The organism is Streptomyces hygroscopicus subsp. hygroscopicus, assembly GCF_001553455.1.
Taxonomy (GTDB): domain Bacteria; phylum Actinomycetota; class Actinomycetes; order Streptomycetales; family Streptomycetaceae; genus Streptomyces; species Streptomyces hygroscopicus.
The window spans coordinates 16,128-40,989 of the sequence record NZ_BBOX01000027.1 but is presented as its reverse complement, the minus strand read 5'-3'; the positions used below and the strand labels follow the sequence as shown (position 1 = coordinate 40,989).

Genomic DNA, 24,862 nt, shown 5'->3' with positions numbered 1-24,862 from the left:
CCCGGGGCGGCGGTGGCGGGACGATCGGCGGCGCGTGGCTCAGCCGTCGGACTCCTCGGTCCCGGAGGATTCCGTCTCCGACTCCGAGCCCGCCGCGCCCTCTTCCGGCTCCAGGAGCCGGGAGAGCTGGCGGCCCAGAACGCGCTTGAACTTGCGCTTCTGCGGCCGGGTGCGGTCCAGGACCGCGACCTCGAGCTGCTCCGCGGTGAGGCTGCGCTCACCGCCGTTGTTGTCCCGGGAGAGCGAGTCGACGGCCAGCTTGAGCGCTTCGGCGAGGGTCAGGCCGTCCCGGTGGTGCTGGTCGAGATAGCTGCTGATCTGGTCGGCGTTGCCGCCGACGGCGACCGATCCGTGCTCGTCCACGATGGAGCCGTCGTGCGGAAGGCGGTAGATCTGGTCGTCCTCGGGGCCCTCCCCGACCTCGGCGACGATCAGCTCGACCTCGTACGGCTTCTCCGCGGCGCTGGAGAAGATCGTGCCCAGGGTCTGGGCGTAGACATTGGCCAGCCCGCGGGCCGTGACATCCTCACGGTCATAGGTATAGCCGCGCAGATCGGCGTAACGGACACCGCCGATGCGCAGATTCTCGAATTCGTTGTACTTGCCGACCGCCGCGAAGGCGATCCGGTCGTAGATCTCGCTGACCTTGTGCAGTGCGCGGGACGGGTTCTCCGCAACGAAGACGATGCCGTCGGCGTACTGCAGCACGACCACGCTGCGCCCGCGTGCGATGCCCTTGCGGGCGTATTCGGCGCGGTCGGCCATGGCCTGCTGAGGAGAAACATAGAACGGCGTCGTCACCGGCTGTCCGTCCCTTCTGTCATTGGCGAATGCATTCCGGTCGACCGTCCTCTCAGAGCAGGGCGGCGCGGGGGCCGTCCGGCTCTTCGAGCCGCCGTTCGTGGATGGCGCGGGCGAGCTCGGCCACCTCGTCCTCGCCGAACCTCCTGAAACCGTCTTCGGTGATGGAGGTGATGATCGGGAAAATGCGGCGGGCGAGATCCGGGCCACCGGTCGCCGAATCGTCGTCGGCGGCGTCATAGAGCGCCTGGAGCACGGCGGTCGCGGCCTGCTCCTCGCTCAGATCCTCGCGGTACAGCTTCTTGAGCGCGCCCCGGGCGAACATCGAACCCGAGCCGGTGACGGCATAGCCGCGCTCCTCCGAACGCCCGCCGGTCACGTCGTAGGAGAAGATACGGCCCTTCTCCCGGTCGACGTCCCACCCCGCGAAGAGCGGGACCACGGCGAGGCCCTGCATGGCCATGCCGAGGTTGCCGCGGATCATGGTCGACAGCCGGTTCGCCTTGCCCTCGAGCGAGAGCACGGTGCCCTCGACCTTCTCGAAGTGCTCCAGCTCGAGCTGGAAGAGCTTGACCATCTCCACGGCGATACCGGCGGTCCCCGCGATCCCCACGGCCGAGTACTCGTCGGCGGGGAAGACCTTCTCGATGTCACGCTGCGCGATGACGTTCCCCATGGTGGCGCGGCGGTCACCGGCGAGCACCACGCCGCCGGGGAACGTCACCGCCACGATCGTCGTGCCGTGGGGGGCCTCGATGGCGCCCTGCACCGGGGGCAGCGGTCGGTTCCCCGGCAGCAGCTCGGGCGAGTGCTCACCCAGGAAGTCCATGAACGACGAGGAGCCGGGCGTCAGGAAGGCAGCCGGCAGACGCCCTGTGCTACGAGTGTTGGCTTCCACACGTTTCCTTCCACCAGATCTTGATACTGCACGGACCATACCCCTGGCCATGGAAGTCATCCGTCCTGCGTCCCCTTCCTTCCGAGGGGGACGCAGGACGGGGAAGACGCGCCTTACTGGCCGCCCTTCTGGACGAAGGACCTCACGAAATCCTCGGCGTTCTCCTCGAGCACGTCGTCGATCTCGTCCAGCACGGAGTCGACGTCGTCCGAGAGCTTCTCCTGCCGCTCCTTGAGATCCTCCGCGGCCTGCGCGTCCTGCGCCTGCTCCTCGACCTCCTCGGTCGAGCGCGACGCCTTCTGCTGCCCGCCGCCGGTGTCCTTGGTCGCCATTTCCCTCACCCCGCTCGGTTCGCCCGCTGATTTCGATCGGTCTCAAGATCAGACCCTACAATCCGGGTCCGACATCGGCCTCCCACTCGCTACAACGCACGGAGGCCACCTCGATGATTCCCGGCCCAAGGGCATTTCAGCCGCCGGACAGCACCCGGACCAGGTCCTCGGCCGTGCGGCAGCGGTCCAGCAACTCCTTGACGTGGTTGCGGGTGCCGCGCAGCGGCTCCAGCGTGGGGACCCGCTGCAGGGAGTCACGACCCGGCAGGTCGAAGATCACCGAATCCCAGGAGGCCGCGGCGACGTCGTCCGCGTACTGCTCCAGGCAGCGGCCGCGGAAGTAGGCGCGGGTGTCCTCCGGGGGCTTGTTCTGAGCACGCGCGACATCCTGGTCGTCCAGCAGCCGCTTCATCTTGCCGCGGGCCACCAGACGGTTGTACAGACCCTTGTCCGGGCGTACGTCGGCGTACTGCAGGTCCACCAGATGGAGCCGGGCGGCGTCCCACTCCAGGGCGTCACGGCGGCGGTAGCCCTCGAGCAGCTCCCGCTTGGCGATCCAGTCCAGCTCGCCGGACAGGCTCATGGGATCGCGCTCCAGCCGGTTCAGCACGTCCTCCCAGCGGGTCAGGACGTCCCGGGTCTGCTCGTCGGCGTCCGCGCCGAAGCGGTCCTCGACGTATTTGCGGGCGAGCTCGAAGTACTCCATCTGGAGCTGCACCGCGGTCAGTGTGCGGCCGCTGCGCAGCGTGACCAGACGGCGCAGGGTCGGGTCGTGGGAGACCTGGTGCAGGGTGCGCACCGGCTGGTCCACCGCGAGGTCCACGGCGATGAAGCCGTCCTCGATCATCGACAGCACCAGGGCGGTGGTGCCGAGCTTGAGGTAGGTCGAGAGCTCGGAGAGGTTGGCGTCCCCGATGATCACGTGGAGCCGGCGGTACTTCTCGGCGTCGGCGTGCGGCTCGTCCCGGGTGTTGATGATCGGGCGCTTGAGGGTGGTCTCCAGACCGACCTCGACCTCGAAGTAGTCGGCCCGCTGGCTGATCTGGAAGCCGTGCTCATGGCCGTCCTGGCCGATGCCGACCCGGCCGGCGCCCGCGACCACCTGGCGGGAGACGAAGAAGGGCGTCAGGTGGCGCACGATGTCCGAGAAGGCGGTCTCCCGCTTCATCAGGTAGTTCTCATGCGTGCCGTAGGAGGCACCCTTGTTGTCGGTGTTGTTCTTGTAGAGGTGGATGGGCTGGCCGCCGGGCAGCTCGGCCGCGCGCAGCGCGGCCTCGGCCATGATCCGCTCGCCCGCCTTGTCCCAGAGCACCGCGTCCCGGGGGTTGGTGACCTCGGGGGCGGAGTACTCGGGATGGGCGTGGTCCACGTAGAGCCGCGCGCCATTGGTGAGGATCACATTGGCCAGGCCGATGTCCTCGTCCGTGAGCTGGCTGGCGTCGGCCGACTCGCGTGCGAGGTCGAAGCCGCGGGCGTCCCGCAGCGGATTCTCCTCCTCGAAGTCCCAGCGGGCGCGACGCGCCCGGTGCATCGCCGCCGCGTAGGCGTTGACCACCTGGGATGAGGTGAGCATGGCATTGGCGTTCGGGTGCCCCGGGACGGAGATTCCGTACTCCGTCTCGATTCCCATTACGCGCCGTACGGTCATGCGGCCCTCCTTGCCCGGCGCCGCCCCCGGGCGGGGTCGGCGCTCAAGTACCGCTGCGCTTCCGGTCCGTGCGCGGCCCTCGATCCCCCATGCCGCGACAGTGCGGTACCGAAGAGCCTAGAACGGCCAAGCGGTGCTGCGGAGATCATTTCAGTCATTGCTCCGGTCGGGCTCATAGGACTCATAGGACTCATACGAAGAATGCGGTCCGAAAAGCGCATCCGGCTGCGGATGCCCCGTCCAGGACATCCGCAGCCGGACCGCGGTGTTACAGGTACTGACCGGTGTTCGCCACCGTGTCGATGGAGCGTCCGGTGTCCGCGCCCTGCTTTCCGGTGACCAGGGTACGGATGTAGACGATCCGCTCGCCCTTCTTACCGGAGATCCGGGCCCAGTCGTCCGGGTTGGTGGTGTTGGGCAGGTCCTCGTTCTCCTTGAACTCGTCCACGCAGGCGGCGAGCAGATGGGAGACGCGGAGGCCCTTTTGGTTGTGGTCCAGGAAGTCCTTGATCGCCATCTTCTTGGCCCGGTCCACGATGTTCTGGATCATGGCGCCGGAGTTGAAGTCCTTGAAGTAGAGGACTTCCTTGTCGCCGTTGGCGTAGGTGACCTCCAGGAAGCGGTTCTCCTCGGATTCGGTGTACATCTGCTCGACCACCGACTGGATCATTCCGCCGATCGCGGCCTTCGGGGACCCACCGTGCTCGGTGAGGTCGTCCGCGTGGATCGGCAGGGACTCCGTCAGGTACTTCGAGAAGATGTCCTTCGCGGCCTCGGCGTCCGGACGCTCGATCTTGATCTTCACATCGAGGCGGCCGGGGCGCAGGATCGCCGGGTCGATCATGTCCTCGCGGTTGGAGGCACCGATGACGATCACATTCTCCAGGCCCTCCACACCGTCGATCTCGGAGAGCAGCTGGGGGACGATGGTGTTCTCCACGTCCGAGCTGACCCCGGAGCCGCGGGTGCGGAAGAGCGAGTCCATCTCGTCGAAGAAGACGATGACGGGGGTGCCCTCGCTGGCCTTCTCCCGGGCCCGCTGGAAGACCAGCCGGATGTGCCGCTCCGTCTCACCGACGTACTTGTTGAGCAGCTCGGGGCCCTTGATGTTGAGGAAGAAGCTCTTCCCCGCGGGCTTCCCGGTCACCTCGGCGACCTTCTTGGCAAGGGAGTTGGCCACGGCCTTGGCGATCAGTGTCTTGCCGCAGCCGGGCGGGCCGTACAGCAGCACACCCTTGGGCGGCCGCAGTTCGTGCTCCTTGAAGAGGTCCGGGTACAGGTAGGGGAGCTCGACCGCGTCGCGGATCAGCTCGATCTGGTTTCCCAGACCGCCGATCTTGTTGTAGTCGATGTCCGGAACCTCTTCGAGGACGAGCTCCTCGACCTCGCTCTTCGGGACCACCTCGTAGACGTAGCCGGACCGGGGCTCGAGCAGCAGGGCGTCACCGGGGCGGATGGTGGTGCTCAGCAGCGGCTCGGCCAGCCGCACCACTCGCTCCTCGTCGGTGTGCCCGATCACCAGGGCTCGCTCGCCGTCCTCAAGGACCTCCTTGAGGGTGACGATGTCCCCGGCGCGCTCGAACTCCATGGCCTCGACCACGTTGAGCGCCTCGTTGAGCATGACCTCCTGGCCACGCTTGAGGTCGTCGAGCTCGACACTTGGGCTGACATTCACCCGGAGTTTACGGCCCCCGGTAAAGATGTCGGCCGTACCGTCCTCGTTCGCCTGCAGAAAGGCACCGAAACCGGCCGGCGGCTGCGCGAGCCGGTCGACCTCCTCCTTGAGGGCCACGATCTGGTCGCGGGCCTCACGGAGTGTGTTCGCGAGCCGCTCGTTCTGTGCGGACACTCCCGCCAGATTGGTCTGCAGCTCGACGATCCGCTCTTCGAGAATCCTCGTATGACGCGGAGAGTCGGCGAGCTTGCGGCGCAGGACGGCGATTTCCTGCTCGAGATAGGCAACCTGGCCGGCAGGGTCGTCAGACCCCCGCCCCGGCCGGATGCCGCGGTTGATGTCGTCGTCGTGGGCTGCCACGGTCCTCACCTCCTCCAAGGGGAGCTGGACGCTTCCTGACCCTACCTGGGCCGGTGCGGGTTGAAACCCCTAGATCACAAACCCGGTCGGCGTGTGTCCGATCTTCACCCTTGCGCACTCCCTCACGCCAGGTGAATACCCACCCAACAACATCGGAAAGCGACCGGTTGTATCGTCGACACGGTCAACACCCGTCAGGGTTGGCGATATTTGGACAATGTTGAATGGCGTATCGAAGGAACGGCAGGGAGCACACTGTGCGGAACGAGGAGCTCGGCGATCTTGAAGTCTGGATTGACCAGGACCTGTGCACCGGCGACGGCATCTGCGCCCAGTACGCTCCCGAGGTCTTCGAACTCGACATCGACGGTCTAGCCTACGTCAAGAGCGCCGATGATGAGCTGCTCCAGGAGAAGGGCGCGACCACCCCGGTACCGGCGGCGCTGCTGACCGAGGTCCGGGATTCCGCGAAGGAATGCCCCGGCGACTGCATCCATGTACGGCGCGTGACCGACCGGGTCGAGGTGTACGGCCCCGACGCGGAGTGACACAGCGCGAGCGACCGCTCACACACTCCCCGGAACCGGCGACGCCGTCAGCGCGAACTTGCCGTCCCGCCACTGCCAGTTGACCTTGCGCTGCAGATCCGGGCAGCAGCGCGGGACATCCGCCGACGAATACCCCAGCAAGGTGGCCGAAACCCGCGTTCCGCGCACCGCGAAATCGCGGACGCTCATCCCTTCCTTCGGATCGACGAACGTGGCCACCACGCGGGGCGCGGCGCCCGCGCGGGCCGGCTGGGAGAGCACATAGACGCCGCTGGGCGGGGTACCGAACGCCGATGGGCAGCGCACCACGGCGACGGTCTCGGGCCGCCCGTCCCCGTCCAGGTCCGCCGAGGCCCGGTCGGTGACGTCGGGCCGGGCCCGTCCGCAGTCCACCGGATAGTCCGCGGTGCGCGGGTCGGGGGCCTTCGCGGCCGGAAGCCCGCCGGTCCGCGGCGCGGAGGCGCTGGTGGCCGTGGTGGCCTTGGCGCCGGAGGGCTCCAGGACCGACGCCCCGGCGATGACGGCGGCCACGGCGGCCGCGGTCGCGACCCAGTGCACCGGACGGGGACGGGTGTGCGCGAGATCCGGGCCCAGGGGCTGCACGCGGGACGACTCCAGGTAAGAGCTGGGGCGGGAGATGTCCCGCATCGTGCCACATCCCGCAGGGGCGCGGCCACCGCTTCCGGCGGAATTCGGCGACCGCGCCGGGCCGTTGCGGCGCGGGTGCCGCAACGGTGTCCGCGGGGGTGGCCGCGGGTGGCCGTCAGGCGTCGCCGGAGGGGGCCTGCCGGCCGCCGGAGGCGCCCTGGCCGCCTCCCGGGGCGTCCGCCGCGCCGGTGTCCTTGGCGGCGTCCTTGGCCGTGCCCCAGCCCACGTAGTCCTCGCCGTAGGCCCCCTTGGCGGGCCTGCGGCGGCGCATCGGTGGCTCCACTCCGTCCGCGAGCCGGCGGGCGGTGAGCAGGAAGCCGGTGTGGCCGATCATGCGGTGGTCGGGCCGTACCGCCAGGCCCTCGACGTGCCAGGTGCGCACCATGGTCTCCCAGGCCGACGGCTCGTTGAAGGTGCCGTGCTCGCGGATGGCCTCCACGGTGCGGGCGAGCTGGGTGGTGGTGGCGACGTACGCGCACAGGATGCCGCCGGGGACGAGCGCCTTGGACACCGGCTCCAGGCACTCCCAGGGGGCGAGCATGTCCAGGATCACGCGGTCCACGTCGGTGTCGCTGAGGTTGTCCTGGAGGTCGCCGACGGTGAGCCGCCAGGCGGGGTGCGGGGCGCCGAAGTAGCGCTCGACGTTCTGGGAGGCGATCTCGGCGAAGTCGGCCCGGCGCTCGTAGGAGTGCAGCATGCCCTGGTCGCCGATGGCCCGCAGCAGGAAGGTGGAGAGCGAGCCGGAGCCGACGCCCGCCTCGACGACACGTGCGCCGGGGAAGATGTCGGCCATCGCCAGGATCTGCCCCGCGTCCTTGGGGTAGACCACGGCGGCACCGCGTGGCATGGACAGAACATAGTCGGGGAGCAGGGGACGCAGCGCGAGATACGCGACGTTTCCCGTGGTACGCACGACGGTTCCCTCGGGGGCGCCGATCAGCTCGTCATGGGGGAAGGATCCCTTGTGGGTGTGGAAGTTCTTCCCGGCCTCGAGCGTGAAGGTGTAGTGGCGTCCCTTGGGGTCGGTGAGCTGGACCTGGTCCCCGACCTGGAAGGGCCCGCGACGGCGGGCGGCACCGGTCGGTTCGGACATGTGAACAGCCTACCGGGCGACTCGCCCTGCCCGGACCACGCCCGGGGGCTCAGGAGGGGCGCGCGGGGGTCCTGGCCATGGCCGCCACGAAGGCGCGCTCGACATCGGCCGTGGACAGCACTCCGTAGATCTCCCCCGTCTCCTCGACCACCAGGTACTCGGTGGCGGGGGTGGCCCGCAGGGTGTCCAGCAGATCCTCGCCGGTGAGCTCGGCGGAGACCCGCATACCGTCCTTCAGGTCCTGGGCGAGCCCGCTGACCGCGACCCAGGGACGGCGGTGCTCGGGGATCCCCACGATGGCCGCCTCGCGCACCACGGCGGTCGGGGTGCCGTGGCCGTCCACCACGACCAGGGCGCGGGCCCCGGCCTCGTTCGCCCGGCGCAGCGCCTCCGAGAGCGGGGTGTCGGCCGCCACCGGGACGGCGCGCCGGGTGAGCGTACGGGCGCGCAGGTCCGGCAGCCGCTCCCGCAGCCGGGCCATGCGCAGACTGTTGCCCGCGCCGGTCCAGATGATCGCGGCGAGTATGGCGGCCAGCAGGGCGTCGGTGAGCGAGTCGACGCTGCCGAAGCTCTGGGGCTCCTCGCCGAGCCCGCCCGCCTGGGTGAGCAGCGGCAGCCCGACGAGCACCGCCACGGCGAGCGCGCGGCCGCTCCAGGCGGCGGCGACGGTCCCGGTCATGGGCTTGCCGCTGAGCTTCCAGACGACGGCGCGCAGCATCCGCCCGCCATCCAGCGGCAGCCCGGGCAGCAGGTTGAACGCGGCCACGATCAGATTGGAGATCATCAGGCCGGCGAGCAGCACCCCCGGCACCGTGTCGGGCTCCACGAACAGCATGCCCAGGTAGAACAGGCCGGAGAGGACCAGCGAGAGCAGCGGGCCGACGAAGGCGAGCACGAATTCCCGGCCGGGGGTCTCGGTCTCCTTCTCGATCTCCGAGACCCCGCCGAAGAACTGCAGCTGGATCCGGCGCACCGGCAGCTTGAAGCGGAGCGCGGCCACGGTGTGGGCCAGCTCGTGCACCAGGACGGAGGCGTAGAAGGCCACCGCGAAGAAGAGCGAGACCAGATAGCGCGCGGCACCGAGCTCGGGCAGCACCCGGTCGAGCTGGCCGCCGAAGACCCAGGTGATGAGGGCGGCGACCAGGAACCAGCTGGGCGAGACGTAGACGGGCACGCCGAATGGCCGGCCCATGAGGAAGCCGCCGCCCGCCTCGCGCGGGCGCGGCTGTTGCTTACCGCCCTCGGGCTCGGTCGCGCGGTCCGATTCCCCGTTGTCGGACTGCCGCTGCCCGCTGTTGTCCACGGTGTCCCCTCGTCGGATGCTCGGTCGCACCCCTTTTTTGGTACGGTCCCCACGATCATGCAGTGCGAGGGGCTCGGACGTCGATGGTATGCGTCCGGCTGTCGGTGGCGGGTCGTAGGGTCTTCGCCATGGGAACCACCACGGGAACCACCACCGGGAAGGCCGAATCGGCGGACGGAGCCCGCACGTCCGGCCGCGCCGCCTCGCTGTCGCCGTCACGGGCGGCCGATTTCATGCGGTGCCCGTTGCTCTACCGCTTCCGAGTGATCGACAAACTGCCGGAGAAGCCCAGCCCGGCGGCCACCCGCGGCACGGTGGTCCACGCGGTGCTGGAGCGGCTCTTCGACGCGCCGGCCGCCGAGCGCACCGCGCCGCGGGCCAGGGCGATGGTGCCGGACGAGTGGGAGCGGCTGCTGGCGGCCAGGCCGGAGCTGGCGGAGCTGTTCCAGGAGGAGGGCGGCGCCGCGGCGCCGGAGCGGCTGGCGGAGTGGCTGGCGGGGGCTCAGACGCTGGTGGAGCAGTGGTTCTCGCTGGAGGATCCGACCCGGCTGGAGCCCGCGGAGCGGGAGCTGTTCGTGGAGGCGGAGCTCGAATCCGGGCTGACGCTGCGCGGGATCATCGACCGGATCGACATCGCTCCGACAGGTGATGTACGGATCGTGGACTACAAGACAGGTAAGGCCCCTGCCCCGCAGTACGCGGGCGAGGCCCTGTTCCAGATGAAGTTCTACGCCCTGGTGCTGTGGCGGCTGCGCGGGGTGATCCCGCGGCGGCTCCAGCTGGTCTATCTGGGCAGCGGCGATGTGCTGACGTACGACCCGGACGAGCGGGATCTGCGGGCCGTGGAGCGCAAGGTGCTGGCCCTGTGGGAGGCGATCCGGCTGGCCACGGAGACCGGCGCCTTCGTCCCGCGGCAGACCAGGCTCTGCGGCTGGTGCGACCACCAGGCACACTGTCCGGAATTCGGCGGTACGCCACCGCCGTATCCACTGGCGGTCGCCGCACCCGGGAATTGAGGCCGCCCGGCGCCCCCTGAGGGCTGTGGTGGGCGGACGGGCACAGAAGAGCGTCGCGCAGCGCCCCCTGAGGGTGGCGGTGGGCGACGGGCGAAGGAGAGCGTCGCGCAGCGCCCCCTGAGGGTGGTGGTGGGTGACGGGCGGGCAGAATGGACGCGGTCTAGCGAAGGAGATCCCCGTGGCGATCCGTGTCCTACTGGTCGACGACCAACCGCTGCTGCGCACCGGCTTCCGGATGATCCTGGAGGCGGAGCAGGATCTGGCGGTCGTCGGCGAGGCGGGGGACGGTCTGCAGGCACTCGACCAGGTGCGGGCGCTGCAGCCCGATGTGGTCCTGATGGACATCCGCATGCCGCGGATGGACGGCGTGGAGGCGACCCGTCAGATCACCGGTCCGGGGCGGGACGGCCCGGCCAAGGTGCTGGTGCTGACCACCTTCGACCTGGACGAGTACGTGGTGGAGGCGCTGCGCGCCGGGGCCAGCGGGTTTCTGCTGAAGGACGCGCCGGCCACCGAGCTGGTGCAGGCCATCCGCGTGGTGGCGGCGGGTGAGGCGATGCTGGCGCCCAGTATCACCCGCAGGCTGCTCGACAAGTACGCCGGGCATCTGCCGTCGGGCGAGGAGCCGGTGCCGGACACCCTGCACACGCTGACCGAGCGTGAGGTCGAGGTGCTGAAGCTGGTGGCCCGGGGGCTGTCCAACGCGGAGATCGCCGCGGATCTGTTCGTCAGCGAGACCACGGTCAAGACGCATGTGGGCCATGTGCTGACCAAGCTGGGGCTGCGCGACCGGGTCCAGGCCGCCGTCTACGCGTACGAGAGCGGGCTGGTCCGCCCCGGCGCGCAGTAGCGCCACCGGGGGCGGACCACCGTACCCGGACAGGCGCGGACCGCCGTACCCGGCCGGACAGTCGGCGGCCGGCCCGCGGGCGTGTGGCCGGTCTCCCCGGAGCGGAAGACCGTCGAGGAGCCGGCCGACCGGCGTCCACCGGTGGCCCGGAGCTGTCGTTCCGGGCCACCGCCCAGCGCATGTCCTGCCACCGCGGCGCCGTACGCCGCCGTCAGTCGCTCTTGCCGAGCTCCCACAGCTGGAGCATGGTCGAGGAGTCGAAGGCGTACTCGGCGCCGGTGACGTTCCCGCGGGCGGCCACGTAGGTGTTGCCCTGCCACAGCGGCAGATAGGGCACATCGCCGGCGACGGCGTTCTGGATGGACTGGAAGTCCTTCTCGGCGAGGCTGCGCTGGGCCTCCTGCCGGGTCTTGGGGATCAGCTCGTCCTGGACGGTGCTGTTGCGGTAGGGCGAGTTGAGCCAGTTGTCCTTGGTGAGGAACGGGGCGGTGTAGCTGTCGGGGTCCGGGAAGTCGGGGAACCAGCCCATCCCGGAGGCGGAGTACTGGCGCTTGATGAGCGCGGGGCGGAACTCCCGCCACGGGTAGCCCTTGATCGTGACGGAGAAGAGTCCGCTGGCGTTGAGCTGCTTGCGCAGCTCCTTGAACTCCGCGGCCGTCTCGGGGCCGTAGTGGTCGGTGGTGTAGGTCAGCGTCAGCTTCACCGGGGTGCTGATGCCCGCGTCGCGCAGCACGCTCCGGGCGGCGGCGGGGTCCGGGTCGCCGTACTCGTTGTGGAACGAGTTGATGTGCGAGGGGATGCTCGTGGGGATCAACGAGTAGAGGGGCTCGGCGGTCCGCTTGTACACATCGCGCACCAGCGCCTGGCGGTCCACGACACGGGCGATGGCCTGCCGGACCGCCTTGTCCTTGACCGTCGGATTGGTGGTGTTGAAGACCAGGTAGCGGATGCCCTGGCCGGAGGACTCGAAGAGGCGGACGCCCTCGACCTCGCCCTTGTTGAGCTTGTCGATCTGGTCGGGCGAGAAGCCGCGGTGGACCACGTCGATGTCGCCCTTGGCCAGCGCCTGTTCCATGGCCGAGGCGGATTCGTAGAAACGCATCTCCGCCTTGTCGGACTTCGGCTTCACATCGCCCTTGTAGTGGGGGTTCTTGGTGAAGACCACCTTCACCAGCCGGTTGTCGCGCACCTCGGTCTTGGCGCTGTACGGCCCCGAGCCCGTCATCTCGAAGCCCTTGCGCAGCGCGTCGGGCTTGTAGACCTCGCTGTCCAGGATCGCGGCGGCCGGGGTGGTGAGCTTGGACGGGAAGGTCGCGTCCGGCTGGGAGAGGTGGATGACGATGTCGCGGTCGCTGGGGGTTTCGATCTTGTCCACGTTGGACAGCAGGGACTTGGTGCCGTTGGGGTCGTCGATGCGCAGCACCCGGTCCAGGGAGAACTTGACGTCCTCGGAGGTCAGATCGTGGCCGTTGGAGAACTTCAGCCCGCTGCGCAGGGTGCAGCGGTACTGCTCGCTCCGTCTGTCCTGGAAGCCGCACTTCTCCGCCGCGTCGGGTATCGGCTCGGTTCCCGAGCGGGGCAGTCTCATCAGCGTCTGGAAGGTGTTGTGGAGCACGCTCCAGGAGGCGAAGTCGTATGCCAGGGCGGGGTCCAGCGGCGCGGGCGCCACCTTCGACGCCTCTATGCGGTCCGTGCTGCCCAGGACGATCGTCTTGCCGTCCGAGCCCGAGCCGTCGGTACCACCGCACGCGGCGAGCGTGGAGATGAGGAGGCCGGCCACGGCCGGCAGCACCAGCGACTTGCGCGTCATTGTCGGGAGTCTCCCTGCCATCGATCAGCTACTCGCGACGAGATTAGTCCGCGGTGCCAGTGATGCTCAGACACAACGAAGTTGAGGCGATATCACGCCCGGATAACGAGCGCCCCTCGCCCGATATCCGGACGCCGTCGCGATTCGTATGGCATGCCACCAATCCGGACACATGGGCTCACCCAAATCGCCCAGACGGGGCACGGGACACGCATCCGCCGCACTCGTCCACGGCATATGCAGTGACAAACATCACGTTCCGGTGTCGCCAACAGAACGTGAAAATAAACGCGCACTATTCAGTTTGCAATGTGCAGAAATACGCTCGGTGCGCGTTCAGTGCATTGCAGTGACCAGAGTACGCAGAAAAGGGAGATCGACTTCTTCGAGCGAACCGACGACCGTACGTCCCGCCGCAGGCTCGATCGGCACCACGGACGGCACCGCGACCACCCGGCACCCGGCCGCCTCCCCGGCCCGCACACCCGTGGCGGTGTCCTCGATGACCACGCACCGCCCCGGATCGGCGGCCAGCTGGGCCGCGGCGAACAGATACGGGTCCGGATGCGGTTTGGTCCGCTCGATCTCGTCGCCCGCGACCGTCAGGGTGAAGTGCTCCGGGCCGAGCGAGCGCAGGATCCGGTCCATCACGCGCCGGTGGGAGGCGGAGACCAGGGCGGTGGGCACGCCGTGCGCGGCCAGCTCGGTGAGCAGCCGGCGGGCGCCGGGCAGCATCGGCACGGTGCCGTCGAGCAGTTCGGTGAAGCGGCTGTTGAGCAGGCCGGTGAGCTCGGCGAGGGCGATGTCGGCGCCGGTGGCCTCGATCAGGAACTGGGCGCTGCGCGACATCGGGCCGCCGACGACGACGTGGCGGTACTCCTCGACGAGCGCGTGGCCGAGCTCGGCGAAGATGGCGACCTCCGCGTCCCACCAGATGCCCTCGGTGTCGACCAAGGTGCCGTCCATGTCGAGGAGAACGGCTTGCAGAGCCGAGCCTTCGGCCGTACGGGTGTCGACGGCGGGGATGCTGCTGGTCATCCAAACACCTCCGGATAAGGGGCACGAAGGCCGGCCCCCTTCCGCTGACGGGAAGGCGACCGGCCTCTACCGGATCGACCAGTCTACGTCGCACCGTGCCGCCGCGCCTCATGACCGCCGCAAGGCGGCCCGGTACGGCCGTCCTAGCGGGCGTTGAAGTACTTCGCCTCCGGATGGTGGATCACGATGGCGTCCGTGGACTGCTCGGGGTGGAGCTGGAACTCCTCCGAGAGCTTCACCCCGATCCGCTCGGGTTCCAGCAGGTCGGCGATCTTCGCCCGGTCCTCCAGGTCGGGGCAGGCGCCGTAGCCCAGCGAGAACCGCGCGCCCCGGTACTTCAGCGCGAACATGTCCTCCATCCGCCCCGGGTCCTCCCCGGAGAAGCCCAGCTCGGCGCGGACCCGGGCGTGCCAGTACTCGGCCAGCGCCTCCGCCAGCTGGACGGACAGCCCGTGCAGCTCCAGGTAGTCGCGGTAGGAGTCGGAGGCGAACAGCTCGGCGGTGGCCTCGCCGATCTTCGAGCCGACGGTCACCACCTGCAGCCCGACCACATCGGTCTCACCGGACTCCTCGGGCCGGAAGAAGTCGGCCAGGCACAGCCGGCGGCCGCGGCGCTGACGCGGGAAGGTGAAGCGGGTCCGCTCGCTGCCGTCCTCGTTCAGCAGGACCAGGTCGTCGCCCTTGGAGACGCACGGGAAGTAGCCGTAGACGACGGCCGCCTCCAGCAGGTTCTCCGTGTGCAGCCGGTCCAGCCAGCCGCGCAGCCGGGGCCGCCCCTCGCGCTCCACCAGCTCCTCGTAGCCGGGCCCCTCGCCGGTGCGGGACTGCTTGAGCCCCCACTGCCCCTTGAACAGCGCCCCCTCGTCCAGCCAGGAGGCGTAGTCGGCCTGCTGGATGCCCTTGACGACGCGGGTGCCCCAGAACGGCGGGGTGGGGACGGGGTTGTCGGTGGCCACGTCGGAGCGCGCCGGACCCTCCTCCGGCTCCGGCTCCCGCACCTGGGCGGCGCGCTGGGGGACGCGGCGCTGCCGGAGCTCGGGGAGGGTGGCGCCGGGCACGCCCCGCTTGACGGCGATGAGGGCGTCCATCAGCCGCAGCCCCTCGAAGGCGTCGCGGGCGTAGCGCACCTCGCCTTCGTAGATCTCGTGCAGGTCCTGCTCGACATAGGCGCGGGTGAGCGCGGCGCCGCCGAGGATGACGGGGTACCGGGCGGCCAGCTTGCGCTGGTTGAGCTCCTCCAGGTTCTCCTTCATGATCACCGTGGACTTCACCAGCAGCCCGGACATGCCGATCACGTCGGCCCGGTGCTCCTCGGCGGCCTCCAGGATCGCGGAGACCGGCTGCTTGATGCCCAGGTTGACCACGTTGTAGCCGTTGTTGGACAGGATGATGTCCACGAGGTTCTTGCCGATGTCATGGACGTCGCCGCGGACGGTGGCGAGCACGATGGTGCCCTTGCCCTCGTCGTCCGACTTCTCCATGTGCGGTTCGAGGTGGGCGACCGCGGTCTTCATGACCTCGGCGGACTGGAGGACGAACGGCAGCTGCATCTGGCCGGAGCCGAACAGTTCGCCGACCACCTTCATGCCGTCCAGCAGCGTCTCGTTGACGATGTCGAGGGCGGGGCGCTCCTGGAGGGCCTCGTCGAGGTCGGCCTCCAGGCCGTTGCGCTCGCCGTCGATGATGCGCCGCTTGAGGCGCTCGTCCAGGGGCAGCGCGGCCAGCTCCTCGGCCTTGCCCGCCCTGAGCGATGTGGCCGTGGCGCCCTCGAAGAGCCGCATCAGCTCCTGCAGCGGGTCGTAGCCCTCGGAGCGGCGGTCGTAGATCAGGTCCAGCGCGGCGGTGACCTGCTCCTCGTCGAACCGCGCGATCGGAAGGATCTTGGAGGCGTGCACGATCGCCGAGTCCAGGCCCGCCTTGACGCATTCGTCGAGGAAGACCGAGTTGAGCACGATCCGGGCGGCCGGGTTCAGGCCGAAGGAGATGTTCGACAGGCCCAGTGTGGTCTGGACGTCCGGGTGGCGCCGCTTGAGCTCGCGGATCGCCTCGATGGTGGCGATGCCGTCCTTGCGGGACTCCTCCTGACCGGTGCAGATGGTGAAGGTCAGGCAGTCGATGAGGATGTCCTCCTCGCGGATGCCCCAGTTGCCGGTCAGGTCGGCGATCAGCCGCTCGGCGATCTCCACCTTCTTCTCCGGCGTACGGGCCTGGCCCTCCTCGTCGATGGTCAGCGCGATCAGGGCGGCGCCGTGCTCCTGGGCGAGCCGGGTGACCTTGGCGAACCGCGACTCGGGGCCGTCGCCGTCCTCGTAGTTGACGGAGTTGATGACCGCGCGTCCGCCGAGCTTCTCCAGACCGGCCCGGATGACGTCGACCTCGGTGGAGTCCAGGACGATGGGGAGGGTGGAGGCGGTGGCGAACCGCCCGGCCAGCTCCTCCATGTCCGCGACGCCGTCCCGGCCGACGTAGTCCACGCACAGGTCGAGCAGATGGGCGCCCTCGCGGATCTGGTCCCGGGCCATCTCCACGCAGTCGTCCCAGCGGCCCTCCAGCATGGCCTCGCGGAACTTCCTGGAACCGTTGGCGTTGGTGCGCTCGCCGATCGCCAGGTACGAGGTGTCCTGGCGGAACGGCACGGTCTGGTAGAGCGAGGCGGCGCCGGGCTCGGGGCGCGGAGCGCGCTCGGCCGGGGTCAGCCGGCGGACCCGCTCGACCACCTGGCGCAGATGCTCGGGCGTGGTCCCGCAGCAGCCGCCGACCAGGGAGAGTCCGTACTCGCGGACGAACGTCTCCTGGGCGTCGGCCAGCTCGCCCGGGGTGAGGGGGTAGTGGGCGCCGTCCTTGCCCAGCACCGGGAGGCCCGCGTTGGGCATGCAGGACAGCGGGATCCGGGAGTGGCGGGCCAGATAGCGCAGGTGCTCGCTCATCTCGGCCGGGCCGGTGGCGCAGTTCAGGCCGATCATGTCGATGCCGAGCGGCTCCAGCGCGGTGAGCGCCGCGCCGATCTCGGAGCCGAGCAGCATGGTGCCGGTGGTCTCGACGGTGACCGAGCAGATCACGGGGAGGTCGGCGCCGGTGGCGTCCAGGGCGCGGCGGGCGCCGAGAACCGCGGCCTTGGTCTGCAGCAGGTCCTGGGTGGTCTCCACCAGCAGGGCGTCGGCACCGCCGGTGATCATGCCTTCGGCGTTGGCCTGGTAGGCGTCGCGCAGCGTGGTGTAGGGGGCGTGGCCGAGGGTGGGCAGCTTGGTGCCGGGGCCCATCGAGCCCAGCACCCAGCGCTGCCGTCCGTCGGCGGCGAACTCGTCGGCGACCTCGCGGGCGATCCGGGCGCCGGCCTCGGAGAGCTCGTGGACGCGGTGGGAGATGTCGTACTCGCCGAGCGCCGCGTGGTTGGCGCCGAAGGTGTTGGTCTCGACGCAGTCCACACCGGCGGCGTAGTACGCCTCGTGGACGGAGCGGACGATGTCCGGGCGGGTGATGTTGAGGATCTCGTTGCAGCCCTCGAGCTGCTGGAAGTCGTCGAGACTGGGCTCCTGGGCCTGGAGCATCGTCCCCATCGCGCCGTCGGCGACCACCACGCGGGTGGCCAGCGCTTCGCGGAGCGCTTCGGCTCGGGCGGCGGATGTGGGCGTTGGCGTGTGCGAGGCCATGGATGTGCTCCCTGGAGTGCGACGGCTGTCGGCTTTGCGCCCCCGCTGGGGAGGGCGCACCACGCCAGGGTAGCCGCCAGTGGTCATTCTCCGGTGGCCGTTCCATCAGCCGGGATGAGAGCGGGCCCGGAGGTCTGTGGGCGGACCGTCGGCCGCCGACGGGTGGACTGCGGTACCGCGGGGTCGACATGGACCGATAGTGTTCAGCATTGTCGAACCGCAGTCAGGAGGTTGGCGATGGCCCGGAACATCCAGTCGTTGGAGCGCGCCGCCGCGATGCTACGCCTGCTCGCCGGTGGTGAGCGACGTCTGGGACTGTCCGACATCGCCTCCACCCTGGGGCTGGCCAAGGGCACCGCGCACGGCATCCTGCGCACCCTGCAGCAGGAGGGTTTCGTCGAGCAGGACGACGCGTCCGGCCGCTACCAGCTCGGCGCGGAGCTGCTGCGCCTGGGCAACAGCTACCTGGACGTGCACGAGCTGCGCGCCCGCGCCCTGGTGTGGACGGACGACCTGGCCCGCTCCAGCGGCGAGAGCGTGTACCTGGGGGTACTGCACCAGCAGGGCGTGCTGATCGTCCACCATGTCTTCCGGCCGGACGACAGCCGCCAGGTACTGGAGGTCGGCGCGATGCACCCGCTGCACTCCACGGCCCTGGGCAAGGTGCTCTCCGCGTACGACCCGGTCGCCCACAGCGAGGTGACCGAGGCCGAGCGCAAGGCGTTCACCCCCCGCACGGTGACCGGGGCGAGCGAGTTCGAGGACGTGCTGGACCTGACCCGGGCGCGCGGCTGGGGCTCCGACGTGGAGGAGACCTGGGAGGGGGTGGCGTCGGTCGCGGCGCCCATCCACGACCGGCGCCGGCTGCCGGTGGGCGCGGTGGGGATCACGGGCGCGGTCGAGCGGGTGTGCGCCGACGGGGAGCTGCGCTCGGATCTGGTGGCCGCCGTACGGGACTGCGCCCGCGCGGTCTCCCGGGACCTGGGCGCGCTGCGCCGCTTCTGAACCGTGTCCGGGATCACATCGCGCGGCGCGGGCCGAATCGTGCCGACCGGGACCGATCTGCCCCCATGTCCCCGCATGACCTGCTTCATCACGGTTTCACATAGGCGCGATTTTTCCTTCACACGACCCTTGACGGGGTCTTCCGGGTGAAGAAAACTGCCGTTCATCGGTCGGCATTGCCGAACACCAAACGACAATATTCGCTATGGTGGAGTCGCCGCGGACCGACCAACGCCCTCCCACGAGGGCGCGGACCGTCCGGCAAGACCCGGGGGGTTCGCCTTCCCCTGGACGAAGGACAAAGGAGTCGCGGGTGTCCAGCTCCGACATCTTCATCGGCGAGACCATCGGTACCGCCGTACTCATTCTGCTCGGCGGTGGTGTCGTCGCCGGCGTCGTCTTGAAGCGGTCCAAGGCGTTCGACGCCGGGTGGGTCGCCATCGCCTTCGGGTGGGGCTTCGCCGTGCTCACCGGCGCCTACATCTCGGCCCCGCTCTCGGGGGCCCAGCTCAACCCGGCGGTGACGCTCGGCCTCGCCATCGAGGGCGGCACCAAGTGGAGCGACGTGCCCGTCTACTTCCTCGGGCAGATGCTCGGCGCCGTCATCGGCGCGGCGCTGGTCTGGGTCGCCTACCTCGGCCACTTCCACGCCCATCTCACCGACCGCGAGATCGTCGGCGGCCCGGGCGCCCAGGACACGGCGGCGGCGGACCGGGGGACGGTCACCGGCCCCGGCCCGGTGCTGGGCGTCTTCTCCACCGGCCCGGAGATCCGCAACGCCGCGCAGAACCTGGCCACCGAGATCATCGCCACCACCGTGCTGGTGCTCGCCATCCTCACCCAGGGGCTCAACGGCGACGGCAAGGGCCTGGGTGTCATCGGCGTCCTGATCACCGCCTTCGTGGTGGTCAGCATCGGCCTCTCACTCGGCGGCCCGACCGGTTACGCCATCAACCCGGCACGTGACCTCGGCCCCCGGATCGTCCACGCCCTCCTGCCGCTGCCCAACAAGGGCGGCTCGGACTGGGGCTATGCCTGGATCCCGGTCGTCGGCCCGCTCATCGGCGGCGCCATCGCCGGCGGGATCTACGAGATCGCCTTCGCCTAGTCCACCCCCACCACTCGCAGGAGAGCAGCAGACCATGACCGACACCCACACCACGAGCGCGTCCTCCCACGGTCAGGGCCCCTTCATCGCGGCCATCGACCAGGGCACCACCTCCAGCCGCTGCATCGTCTTCGACCGCGACGGCCGCATCGTCTCGGTGGACCAGAAGGAGCACGAGCAGATCTTCCCCAAGCCCGGCTGGGTGGAGCACAACGCCACCGAGATCTGGGAGAACGTCCAGGAGGTCGTCACCGGCGCCATCACCAAGGCCGGGATCACCGCCGCCGACGTCAAGGCGATCGGCATCACCAACCAGCGCGAGACGACCCTGCTGTGGGACAAGAACACCGGTGAGCCGGTGCACAACGCCCTCGTCTGGCAGGACACCCGCACCGACGCCCTCTGCCGCGAGCTCGGCCGCAACGTCGGCCAGGACCGCTTCCGCCGGGAGACCGGCCTCCCGCTGGCCTCCTACTTCGCCGGCCCCAAGATCCGCTGGCTGCTCGACAACGTCGAGGGGCTGCGCGAGCGGGCCGAGGCGGGCGACATCCTCTTCGGCACCATGGACTCCTGGGTCATCTGGAACCTGACCGGCGGTGTCAACGGCGGTGTGCACGTCACCGATGTCACCAACGCCTCCCGCACCCTCCTGATGAACCTGCACACCCTCGACTGGGACCAGAAGATCCTGTCCTCGATGGAGATCCCGGCCGCGGTGCTGCCGCGGATCCGCTCCTCCGCCGAGGTGTACGGGCACACGGCCGAGGGCATCCTGGCGGGCGTACCGGTCGCCTCCGCGCTCGGCGACCAGCAGGCGGCCCTCTTCGGCCAGACCTGTTACGCCGAGGGCGAGGCCAAGTCGACCTACGGCACCGGCACCTTCCTGCTGATGAACACCGGCGACAAGCCGGTCAACTCCTACAACGGCCTGCTGACCACGGTCGGCTACCGGATCGGCGACGAGAAGCCGGTCTACGCCCTGGAGGGCTCGATCGCGGTCACCGGTTCGCTGGTGCAGTGGATGCGCGACCAGATGGGCCTGATCAACAGCGCCGCCGAGATCGAGACCCTCGCCAGCTCGGTCGAGGACAACGGCGGCGCCTACTTCGTACCGGCCTTCTCGGGCCTGTTCGCCCCGTACTGGCGGTCCGACGCCCGAGGCGTGATCGCGGGCCTGACCCGCTACGTCACCAAGGCGCACATCGCCCGTGCCGTGCTCGAGGCCACCGCCTGGCAGACCCGCGAGATCGTCGACGCGATGACCAAGGACTCCGGGGTCGAGCTCACCGCCCTGAAGGTCGACGGCGGCATGACCTCCAACAACCTGCTGATGCAGACCCTCTCGGACGCCCTGGACGCCCCCGTGGTGCGCCCGATGGTCGCCGAGACCACCTGCCTCGGCGCCGCCTACGCCGCGGGTCTGGCCGTGGGCTTCTGGCCGGACACCGACGCCCTGCGCGCCAACTGGCGCCGGGCGGCCGAATGGACCCCCCGAATGGACGCGGACGTTCGCGACCGCGAGTACAAGAACTGGCTCAAGGCCGTGCAGCGGACCATGGGCTGGATCGAGGACGAGGAGTAACCACATGACCACCCTGCGATGCGTTCCGGCCCTCGGAACGCACCCGGCTGCCGGTTCGAACCCGAGCCGAGCCGAAACCCGGGAACAGCTCTCCAAGGCAACGTACGACCTCCTGGTGATCGGCGGCGGCATCCTGGGCATCACCACTGCCTGGCACGCCGCCCAGTCCGGGCTGCGGGTGGCGATGGTGGACGCCGGTGACTTCGCCGGCGCCACCTCCTCCGCCTCCTCCAAGCTGCTCCACGGCGGCCTGCGCTATCTCCAGACCGGCGCGGTCAAGCTGGTCGCCGAGAACCACTTCGAGCGGCGCGCGGTCTCCCGCACCGTCGCCCCGCACCTGTCCAACCCGCTCACCTTCTACCTGCCGGTCTACAAGGGCGGTCCGCACGGCGCGGCCAAGCTGGGCGCGGGCGTCTTCGCCTATTCGGCGCTCTCGGCCTTCCGGGACGGCGTCGGGCACGTCATCGGCGCCGACCGGGCCGCACGCGACGTGCCGGAGCTGCGCACCGAGAACCTCAAGGCGGTCGCGGTCTACGGCGACGGCCAGATGAACGACAGCCGGATGGCCCTGATGACGGTCCGGGCGGCCGTGGAAGCGGGCGCCACCGTCCTCAACCACGCCGAGGTGGTGGGCCTGCGGAAGAACGACGGCCGGGTCACCGGCGCCGAGCTCAAGGACCGCACCGACGGCACCGAGTTCGGGGTGAGCGCCCGTCTGGTGCTCAACGCCACCGGCCCCTGGGTGGACCATCTGCGCCGGATGGAGGACCCGAACGCGGCACCGTCGATCCGCCTGTCCAAGGGCGCCCACCTGGTCCTCAAGCGCACCTCCCCGTGGCGGGCGGCGCTGGCGACCCCGATCGACAAGTACCGCATCACCTTCGCCCTCCCCTGGGAGGACATGCTGCTGCTGGGCACCACGGACGAGGAGTTCGAGGGCGACCCGGCCGATGTCGCGGTGACCGAGAAGGACATCGCCCAGATCCTGGACGAGGCCGCCTTCTCCGTCCGCGACCAGCAGCTCTCCCGCGATCTGATCACCTACTCGTTCGCGGGGCTGCGGGTGCTGCCCGGCGGCCCCGGCGACACCGCCAAGGCCAAGCGGGAGACGGTGGTCACCGAGGGCCGGGGCGGGATGCTCTCCATAGCCGGCGGCAAGTGGACCACCTTCCGCCACATCGGCCGCACCGTGATGACCAAGCTCGCCCAGCTGCCGGGCCGTCCGCTCGCCGACGACATGGAGCCGGTCAAGCAGCTGCCCAAGCACATGCCGCTGCCCGGTCTTGCCAATCCGCACGCCGTCGAGCACCGGCTGCTGGTGGACGGCGGCACCCCCGGCCCGCGCATGGCCGCCGACACCGCCCGCCACCTGGCCACCCACTACGGCTCGCTCTCCTTCGACATCGCCCGGCTGGCCGCCGGTGACCCGGCGCTCGCGGAGCGCATCCACCCGGACGCCCCGGAGATCTGGGCGCAGGTGGTCTACGCCCGGGACTACGAGTGGGCGCGCACCGCGGACGACGTCCTGCGCCGCCGCACCACCCTGACCATCCGCGGCCTGGACTCCGAGGACATCCGGAGCCGGGTCGAGGATCTGCTGGCCGAGCGCCCCTGACCCCCGCGGGGCCGCTCTCCCGGGTCCGGGCGGCCGGGTGTGAGAAGAAACGTCTTCTCACCCGGCCGCCCGGACTGCTAATTTGAGGCGGCAACCAGTTTCAGGAGGGGGTGAGCGCGGGATGTCCTACCCGGACCACGCCATCTCGCTCACCGCCCGTCGCCACATCGATCTGCACCGCGTCTCCAGCGCGATCTGTCAGGGCCGTTGACGGCTTTTTCTCGCCCCGGCCCTTTCTCTTCCCCCTTTCTTCCTGCCTGGAGACCTCACCCATGCTCGGCTCGCGCCGCAGTTATGCCGTTTTCGGCCTTGTCACCGCCCTGTCCCTCGCCGCCACCGCGTGCTCCTCCTCCGGCGCGTCCGGCACGGGGAGTTCCACCCCGCACTCCGGCGGCCATCTGACCTTCGCCCTCGCCTCCGACCCGATCTGCGTCGACCCGCAGCAGCAGGGCAACAACGACGCCATCTACCCCGCCCGGCAGCTGGTCGACTCCCTCACCGACCAGGACCCGAAGACCGGGAAGATCGTGCCCTGGCTCGCCAGGAGCTGGGAGGTGAGCAAGGACGCCACCACCTTCACCTTCCACCTGCGCGGCGGCGCCACCTTCAGCGACGGGACCCCGGTCGACGCCCGCGCCGTGAAGGACAACTTCGACGGCATCGTGCGGCTCGGGGCCAAGTCGGTGCTGGGCGCCAGCTATCTGGCCGGATACCGGGGCACGACCGTGGTCGACAAGAACACCGCGCGGGTGACGTTCAAGGCGCCCAACGCGCAGTTCCTCCAGGCCACCTCCACCTTCACGCTCGGCCTGCTCGCCCGGTCCACGACCCGGCTCCCGGCGGCGAAGCGCTGCACCGACCACATCGTCGGCTCCGGCCCCTTCACCCTCGTCGACTACACCCCGAACAAGTCGGTCGAGGAACGCCGCCGCGCGGGCTACAGCTGGGGCTCGTCGCTGTGGCGCAAGAAGGGCCCGGCCTATCTGGAGCGGATCTCCTTCAAGGTGGTGCCCGAGTCCGGGGTGCGCACCGGCTCCCTCCAGTCCGGGCAGGCCGATGCCATCGGCGGGGTCGCGCCGCAGGACGAGGACGGGCTGAAGGCCGCCGGGTTCACCCTGCTCAGCCGCGCCAACCCCGGGGTGCCGTTCGCCCTGACGGCCAACACCGCCCGCCCGCTCACCCGGGACGCCAGGGTCCGCCAGGCCATCCAGCTGGGCGTGAACCGCAAGGAGGTGGTCGACACCGTTCTCAGCCGCCGCTACCAGCCGGCCACCAGCGCGCTGGCGTCCACCACCACCGCGTACCAGAACCTCGGCGACCGGCTGGCTTACGCCCCGGACCGGGCCAGGAAGCTGCTGGACGAGGCGGGCTGGAAGCCCGGCCCCGGCGGGATCCGGGTCAAGGACGGCCAAAAGCTCTCCCTCAAGGTCGTCTGGGCCACCAACTTCGGCCCCAACCAGACCGCGCTGGAGCTGATCCAGCAGCAGCTGAAGAAGATCGGCGTCCAGATCACCCTGAAGTCCACCTCCATCGGGGACTACGTCCAGGTCCGGCAGAAGGGCGACTACGACTACGCGTGGGGCAACACCACCCGGGTCGACCCCGACATCCTGCGCACCTCCTTCTCCAGCAAGGGCCTGAACCTCTCCCGGCTGCACGACTCCGCGCTCGACGCGGTGCTCGACGAGCAGTCGGCCACGGCCGACGCCGCGCGGCGCGCCGGGTACGCCGCCCGCGCCCAGGCCCTGGTGCTGGAGAAGGGCTACCAGGTGCCGGTCTTCGAGCTCACCACCGTGGTCGGAGTCTCGGGGAAGGTCCACGACCTGGACTTCGAGGCGTCCTCCCGGCTCCAGTTCCACGACACCTGGCTGTCCTGAGCAGC

General features: G+C 69.8%; 20 protein-coding genes. 9 read left to right on the top strand and 11 right to left on the bottom strand.

Annotated features, from left to right (window positions below):
• Window positions 1–39: 39 nt before the first annotated feature.
• From prcA to arc, 5 genes are all read right to left on the bottom strand, one after another.
• Complete coding sequence (prcA, locus tag AXW62_RS04300; protein ID WP_079115467.1) at window positions 40–801, bottom strand: proteasome subunit alpha; 762 nt, start codon at window positions 799–801, stop codon at window positions 40–42.
• Between the two features lie 52 nt (window positions 802–853).
• Window positions 854–1,699, bottom strand: coding sequence for a proteasome subunit beta (gene prcB / locus AXW62_RS04295; RefSeq protein WP_060943305.1), 846 nt, complete (start codon window positions 1,697–1,699; stop codon window positions 854–856).
• 113 nt (window positions 1,700–1,812) lie between these two features.
• Window positions 1,813–2,031 carry a ubiquitin-like protein Pup gene (locus AXW62_RS04290; protein WP_059148607.1) on the bottom strand — a complete coding sequence of 73 codons (219 nt, stop codon included), beginning with the start codon at window positions 2,029–2,031 and terminating at the stop codon, window positions 1,813–1,815.
• Between the two features lie 136 nt (window positions 2,032–2,167).
• A complete protein-coding gene (gene dop / locus AXW62_RS04285; RefSeq protein WP_078962248.1) occupies window positions 2,168–3,679 on the bottom strand; it encodes a depupylase/deamidase Dop in 1,512 nt (503 codons plus the stop codon).
• A 268-nt stretch (window positions 3,680–3,947) separates the two neighbouring features.
• On the bottom strand, window positions 3,948–5,714 hold the full coding sequence (gene arc, locus AXW62_RS04280) for a proteasome ATPase (protein ID WP_030839221.1): 1,767 nt from the start codon (window positions 5,712–5,714) through the stop codon (window positions 3,948–3,950).
• Between the two features lie 224 nt (window positions 5,715–5,938).
• Here arc and AXW62_RS04275 point away from each other — a divergent pair, with 224 nt between their 5' ends.
• Complete coding sequence (locus tag AXW62_RS04275) at window positions 5,939–6,262, top strand: ferredoxin (protein WP_030839219.1); 324 nt, start codon at window positions 5,939–5,941, stop codon at window positions 6,260–6,262.
• A gap of 18 nt (window positions 6,263–6,280) precedes the next feature.
• Here the strand turns inward: AXW62_RS04275 and AXW62_RS04270 are convergent, their stop codons facing one another.
• From AXW62_RS04270 to AXW62_RS04260, 3 genes are all read right to left on the bottom strand, one after another.
• The gene (locus tag AXW62_RS04270; protein WP_102865515.1) at window positions 6,281–6,910 is read right to left on the bottom strand and encodes a hypothetical protein; all 630 of its coding nucleotides are present in this window, start codon (window positions 6,908–6,910) and stop codon (window positions 6,281–6,283) included.
• A gap of 115 nt (window positions 6,911–7,025) precedes the next feature.
• Window positions 7,026–8,003, bottom strand: coding sequence for a tRNA (adenine-N1)-methyltransferase (locus AXW62_RS04265; RefSeq protein ID WP_060943304.1), 978 nt, complete (start codon window positions 8,001–8,003; stop codon window positions 7,026–7,028).
• A 49-nt stretch (window positions 8,004–8,052) separates the two neighbouring features.
• Complete coding sequence (locus tag AXW62_RS04260; RefSeq protein ID WP_060943303.1) at window positions 8,053–9,306, bottom strand: site-2 protease family protein; 1,254 nt, start codon at window positions 9,304–9,306, stop codon at window positions 8,053–8,055.
• An 83-nt stretch (window positions 9,307–9,389) separates the two neighbouring features.
• Between AXW62_RS04260 and AXW62_RS04255 the strand changes: the two genes are divergently transcribed.
• Entirely contained in the window at window positions 9,390–10,322 is a 933-nt protein-coding gene (locus tag AXW62_RS04255) for a RecB family exonuclease (RefSeq protein ID WP_030839208.1), read from the top strand.
• Window positions 10,323–10,500: 178 nt separating this feature from the next.
• Complete coding sequence (locus AXW62_RS04250) at window positions 10,501–11,172, top strand: response regulator (RefSeq protein WP_009719179.1); 672 nt, start codon at window positions 10,501–10,503, stop codon at window positions 11,170–11,172.
• 211 nt (window positions 11,173–11,383) lie between these two features.
• Here AXW62_RS04250 and AXW62_RS04245 read toward each other — a convergent pair whose 3' ends face one another.
• From AXW62_RS04245 to metH, 3 genes are all read right to left on the bottom strand, one after another.
• Complete coding sequence (locus AXW62_RS04245) at window positions 11,384–12,982, bottom strand: ABC transporter substrate-binding protein (RefSeq protein ID WP_079079552.1); 1,599 nt, start codon at window positions 12,980–12,982, stop codon at window positions 11,384–11,386.
• Window positions 12,983–13,318: 336 nt separating this feature from the next.
• Window positions 13,319–14,020: an HAD family hydrolase gene (locus AXW62_RS04240; protein WP_060943302.1), complete on the bottom strand. Its 702-nt coding sequence runs from the start codon at window positions 14,018–14,020 to the stop codon at window positions 13,319–13,321.
• A gap of 143 nt (window positions 14,021–14,163) precedes the next feature.
• Entirely contained in the window at window positions 14,164–17,670 is a 3,507-nt protein-coding gene (metH, locus tag AXW62_RS04235) for a methionine synthase (RefSeq protein ID WP_060943301.1), read from the bottom strand.
• Between the two features lie 237 nt (window positions 17,671–17,907).
• On the opposite strand from metH, the gene AXW62_RS04230 reads away from it, so the two are divergent.
• The 6 genes from AXW62_RS04230 to AXW62_RS04210 all read left to right on the top strand — a co-directional run bounded on the left by AXW62_RS04230 (window position 17,908) and on the right by AXW62_RS04210 (window position 24,857).
• Window positions 17,908–18,675, top strand: a complete 768-nt coding sequence (locus tag AXW62_RS04230; RefSeq protein WP_060943300.1) for an IclR family transcriptional regulator — start codon at window positions 17,908–17,910, stop codon at window positions 18,673–18,675.
• A 313-nt stretch (window positions 18,676–18,988) separates the two neighbouring features.
• Window positions 18,989–19,783, top strand: a complete 795-nt coding sequence (locus tag AXW62_RS04225) for an MIP/aquaporin family protein (protein WP_030839192.1) — start codon at window positions 18,989–18,991, stop codon at window positions 19,781–19,783.
• 34 nt (window positions 19,784–19,817) lie between these two features.
• Window positions 19,818–21,365 carry a glycerol kinase GlpK gene (gene glpK, locus AXW62_RS04220; protein WP_060943299.1) on the top strand — a complete coding sequence of 516 codons (1,548 nt, stop codon included), beginning with the start codon at window positions 19,818–19,820 and terminating at the stop codon, window positions 21,363–21,365.
• 4 nt (window positions 21,366–21,369) lie between these two features.
• Window positions 21,370–22,980 carry a glycerol-3-phosphate dehydrogenase/oxidase gene (locus AXW62_RS04215; RefSeq protein WP_030839184.1) on the top strand — a complete coding sequence of 537 codons (1,611 nt, stop codon included), beginning with the start codon at window positions 21,370–21,372 and terminating at the stop codon, window positions 22,978–22,980.
• Window positions 22,981–23,101: 121 nt separating this feature from the next.
• On the top strand, window positions 23,102–23,191 hold the full coding sequence (locus tag AXW62_RS47020) for a putative leader peptide (RefSeq protein ID WP_338063536.1): 90 nt from the start codon (window positions 23,102–23,104) through the stop codon (window positions 23,189–23,191).
• 61 nt (window positions 23,192–23,252) lie between these two features.
• Window positions 23,253–24,857: an ABC transporter substrate-binding protein gene (locus AXW62_RS04210; protein ID WP_060943298.1), complete on the top strand. Its 1,605-nt coding sequence runs from the start codon at window positions 23,253–23,255 to the stop codon at window positions 24,855–24,857.
• Window positions 24,858–24,862: the final 5 nt, after the last annotated feature.

What these genes read in the sequence shown, in the direction of transcription:
- AXW62_RS04290 (WP_059148607.1), bottom strand. Translation starts at nt 2,031, where the DNA reads ATGGCGACCAAGGACACCGGCGGCGGGCAGCAGAAGGCGTCGCGCTCG.
- dop (WP_078962248.1), bottom strand. Translation starts at nt 3,679, where the DNA reads ATGACCGTACGGCGCGTAATGGGAATCGAGACGGAGTACGGAATCTCC.
- AXW62_RS04275 (WP_030839219.1), top strand. Translation starts at nt 5,939, where the DNA reads ATGGCGTATCGAAGGAACGGCAGGGAGCACACTGTGCGGAACGAGGAG.
- AXW62_RS04270 (WP_102865515.1), bottom strand. Translation starts at nt 6,910, where the DNA reads ATGCGGGACATCTCCCGCCCCAGCTCTTACCTGGAGTCGTCCCGCGTG.
- AXW62_RS04265 (WP_060943304.1), bottom strand. Translation starts at nt 8,003, where the DNA reads ATGTCCGAACCGACCGGTGCCGCCCGCCGTCGCGGGCCCTTCCAGGTC.
- AXW62_RS04255 (WP_030839208.1), top strand. Translation starts at nt 9,390, where the DNA reads ATGGTATGCGTCCGGCTGTCGGTGGCGGGTCGTAGGGTCTTCGCCATG.
- AXW62_RS04245 (WP_079079552.1), bottom strand. Translation starts at nt 12,982, where the DNA reads ATGACGCGCAAGTCGCTGGTGCTGCCGGCCGTGGCCGGCCTCCTCATC.
- AXW62_RS04240 (WP_060943302.1), bottom strand. Translation starts at nt 14,020, where the DNA reads ATGACCAGCAGCATCCCCGCCGTCGACACCCGTACGGCCGAAGGCTCG.
- metH (WP_060943301.1), bottom strand. Translation starts at nt 17,670, where the DNA reads ATGGCCTCGCACACGCCAACGCCCACATCCGCCGCCCGAGCCGAAGCG.
- AXW62_RS04230 (WP_060943300.1), top strand. Translation starts at nt 17,908, where the DNA reads ATGGCCCGGAACATCCAGTCGTTGGAGCGCGCCGCCGCGATGCTACGC.
- glpK (WP_060943299.1), top strand. Translation starts at nt 19,818, where the DNA reads ATGACCGACACCCACACCACGAGCGCGTCCTCCCACGGTCAGGGCCCC.
- AXW62_RS04215 (WP_030839184.1), top strand. Translation starts at nt 21,370, where the DNA reads ATGACCACCCTGCGATGCGTTCCGGCCCTCGGAACGCACCCGGCTGCC.
- AXW62_RS47020 (WP_338063536.1), top strand. Translation starts at nt 23,102, where the DNA reads ATGTCCTACCCGGACCACGCCATCTCGCTCACCGCCCGTCGCCACATC.
- AXW62_RS04210 (WP_060943298.1), top strand. Translation starts at nt 23,253, where the DNA reads ATGCTCGGCTCGCGCCGCAGTTATGCCGTTTTCGGCCTTGTCACCGCC.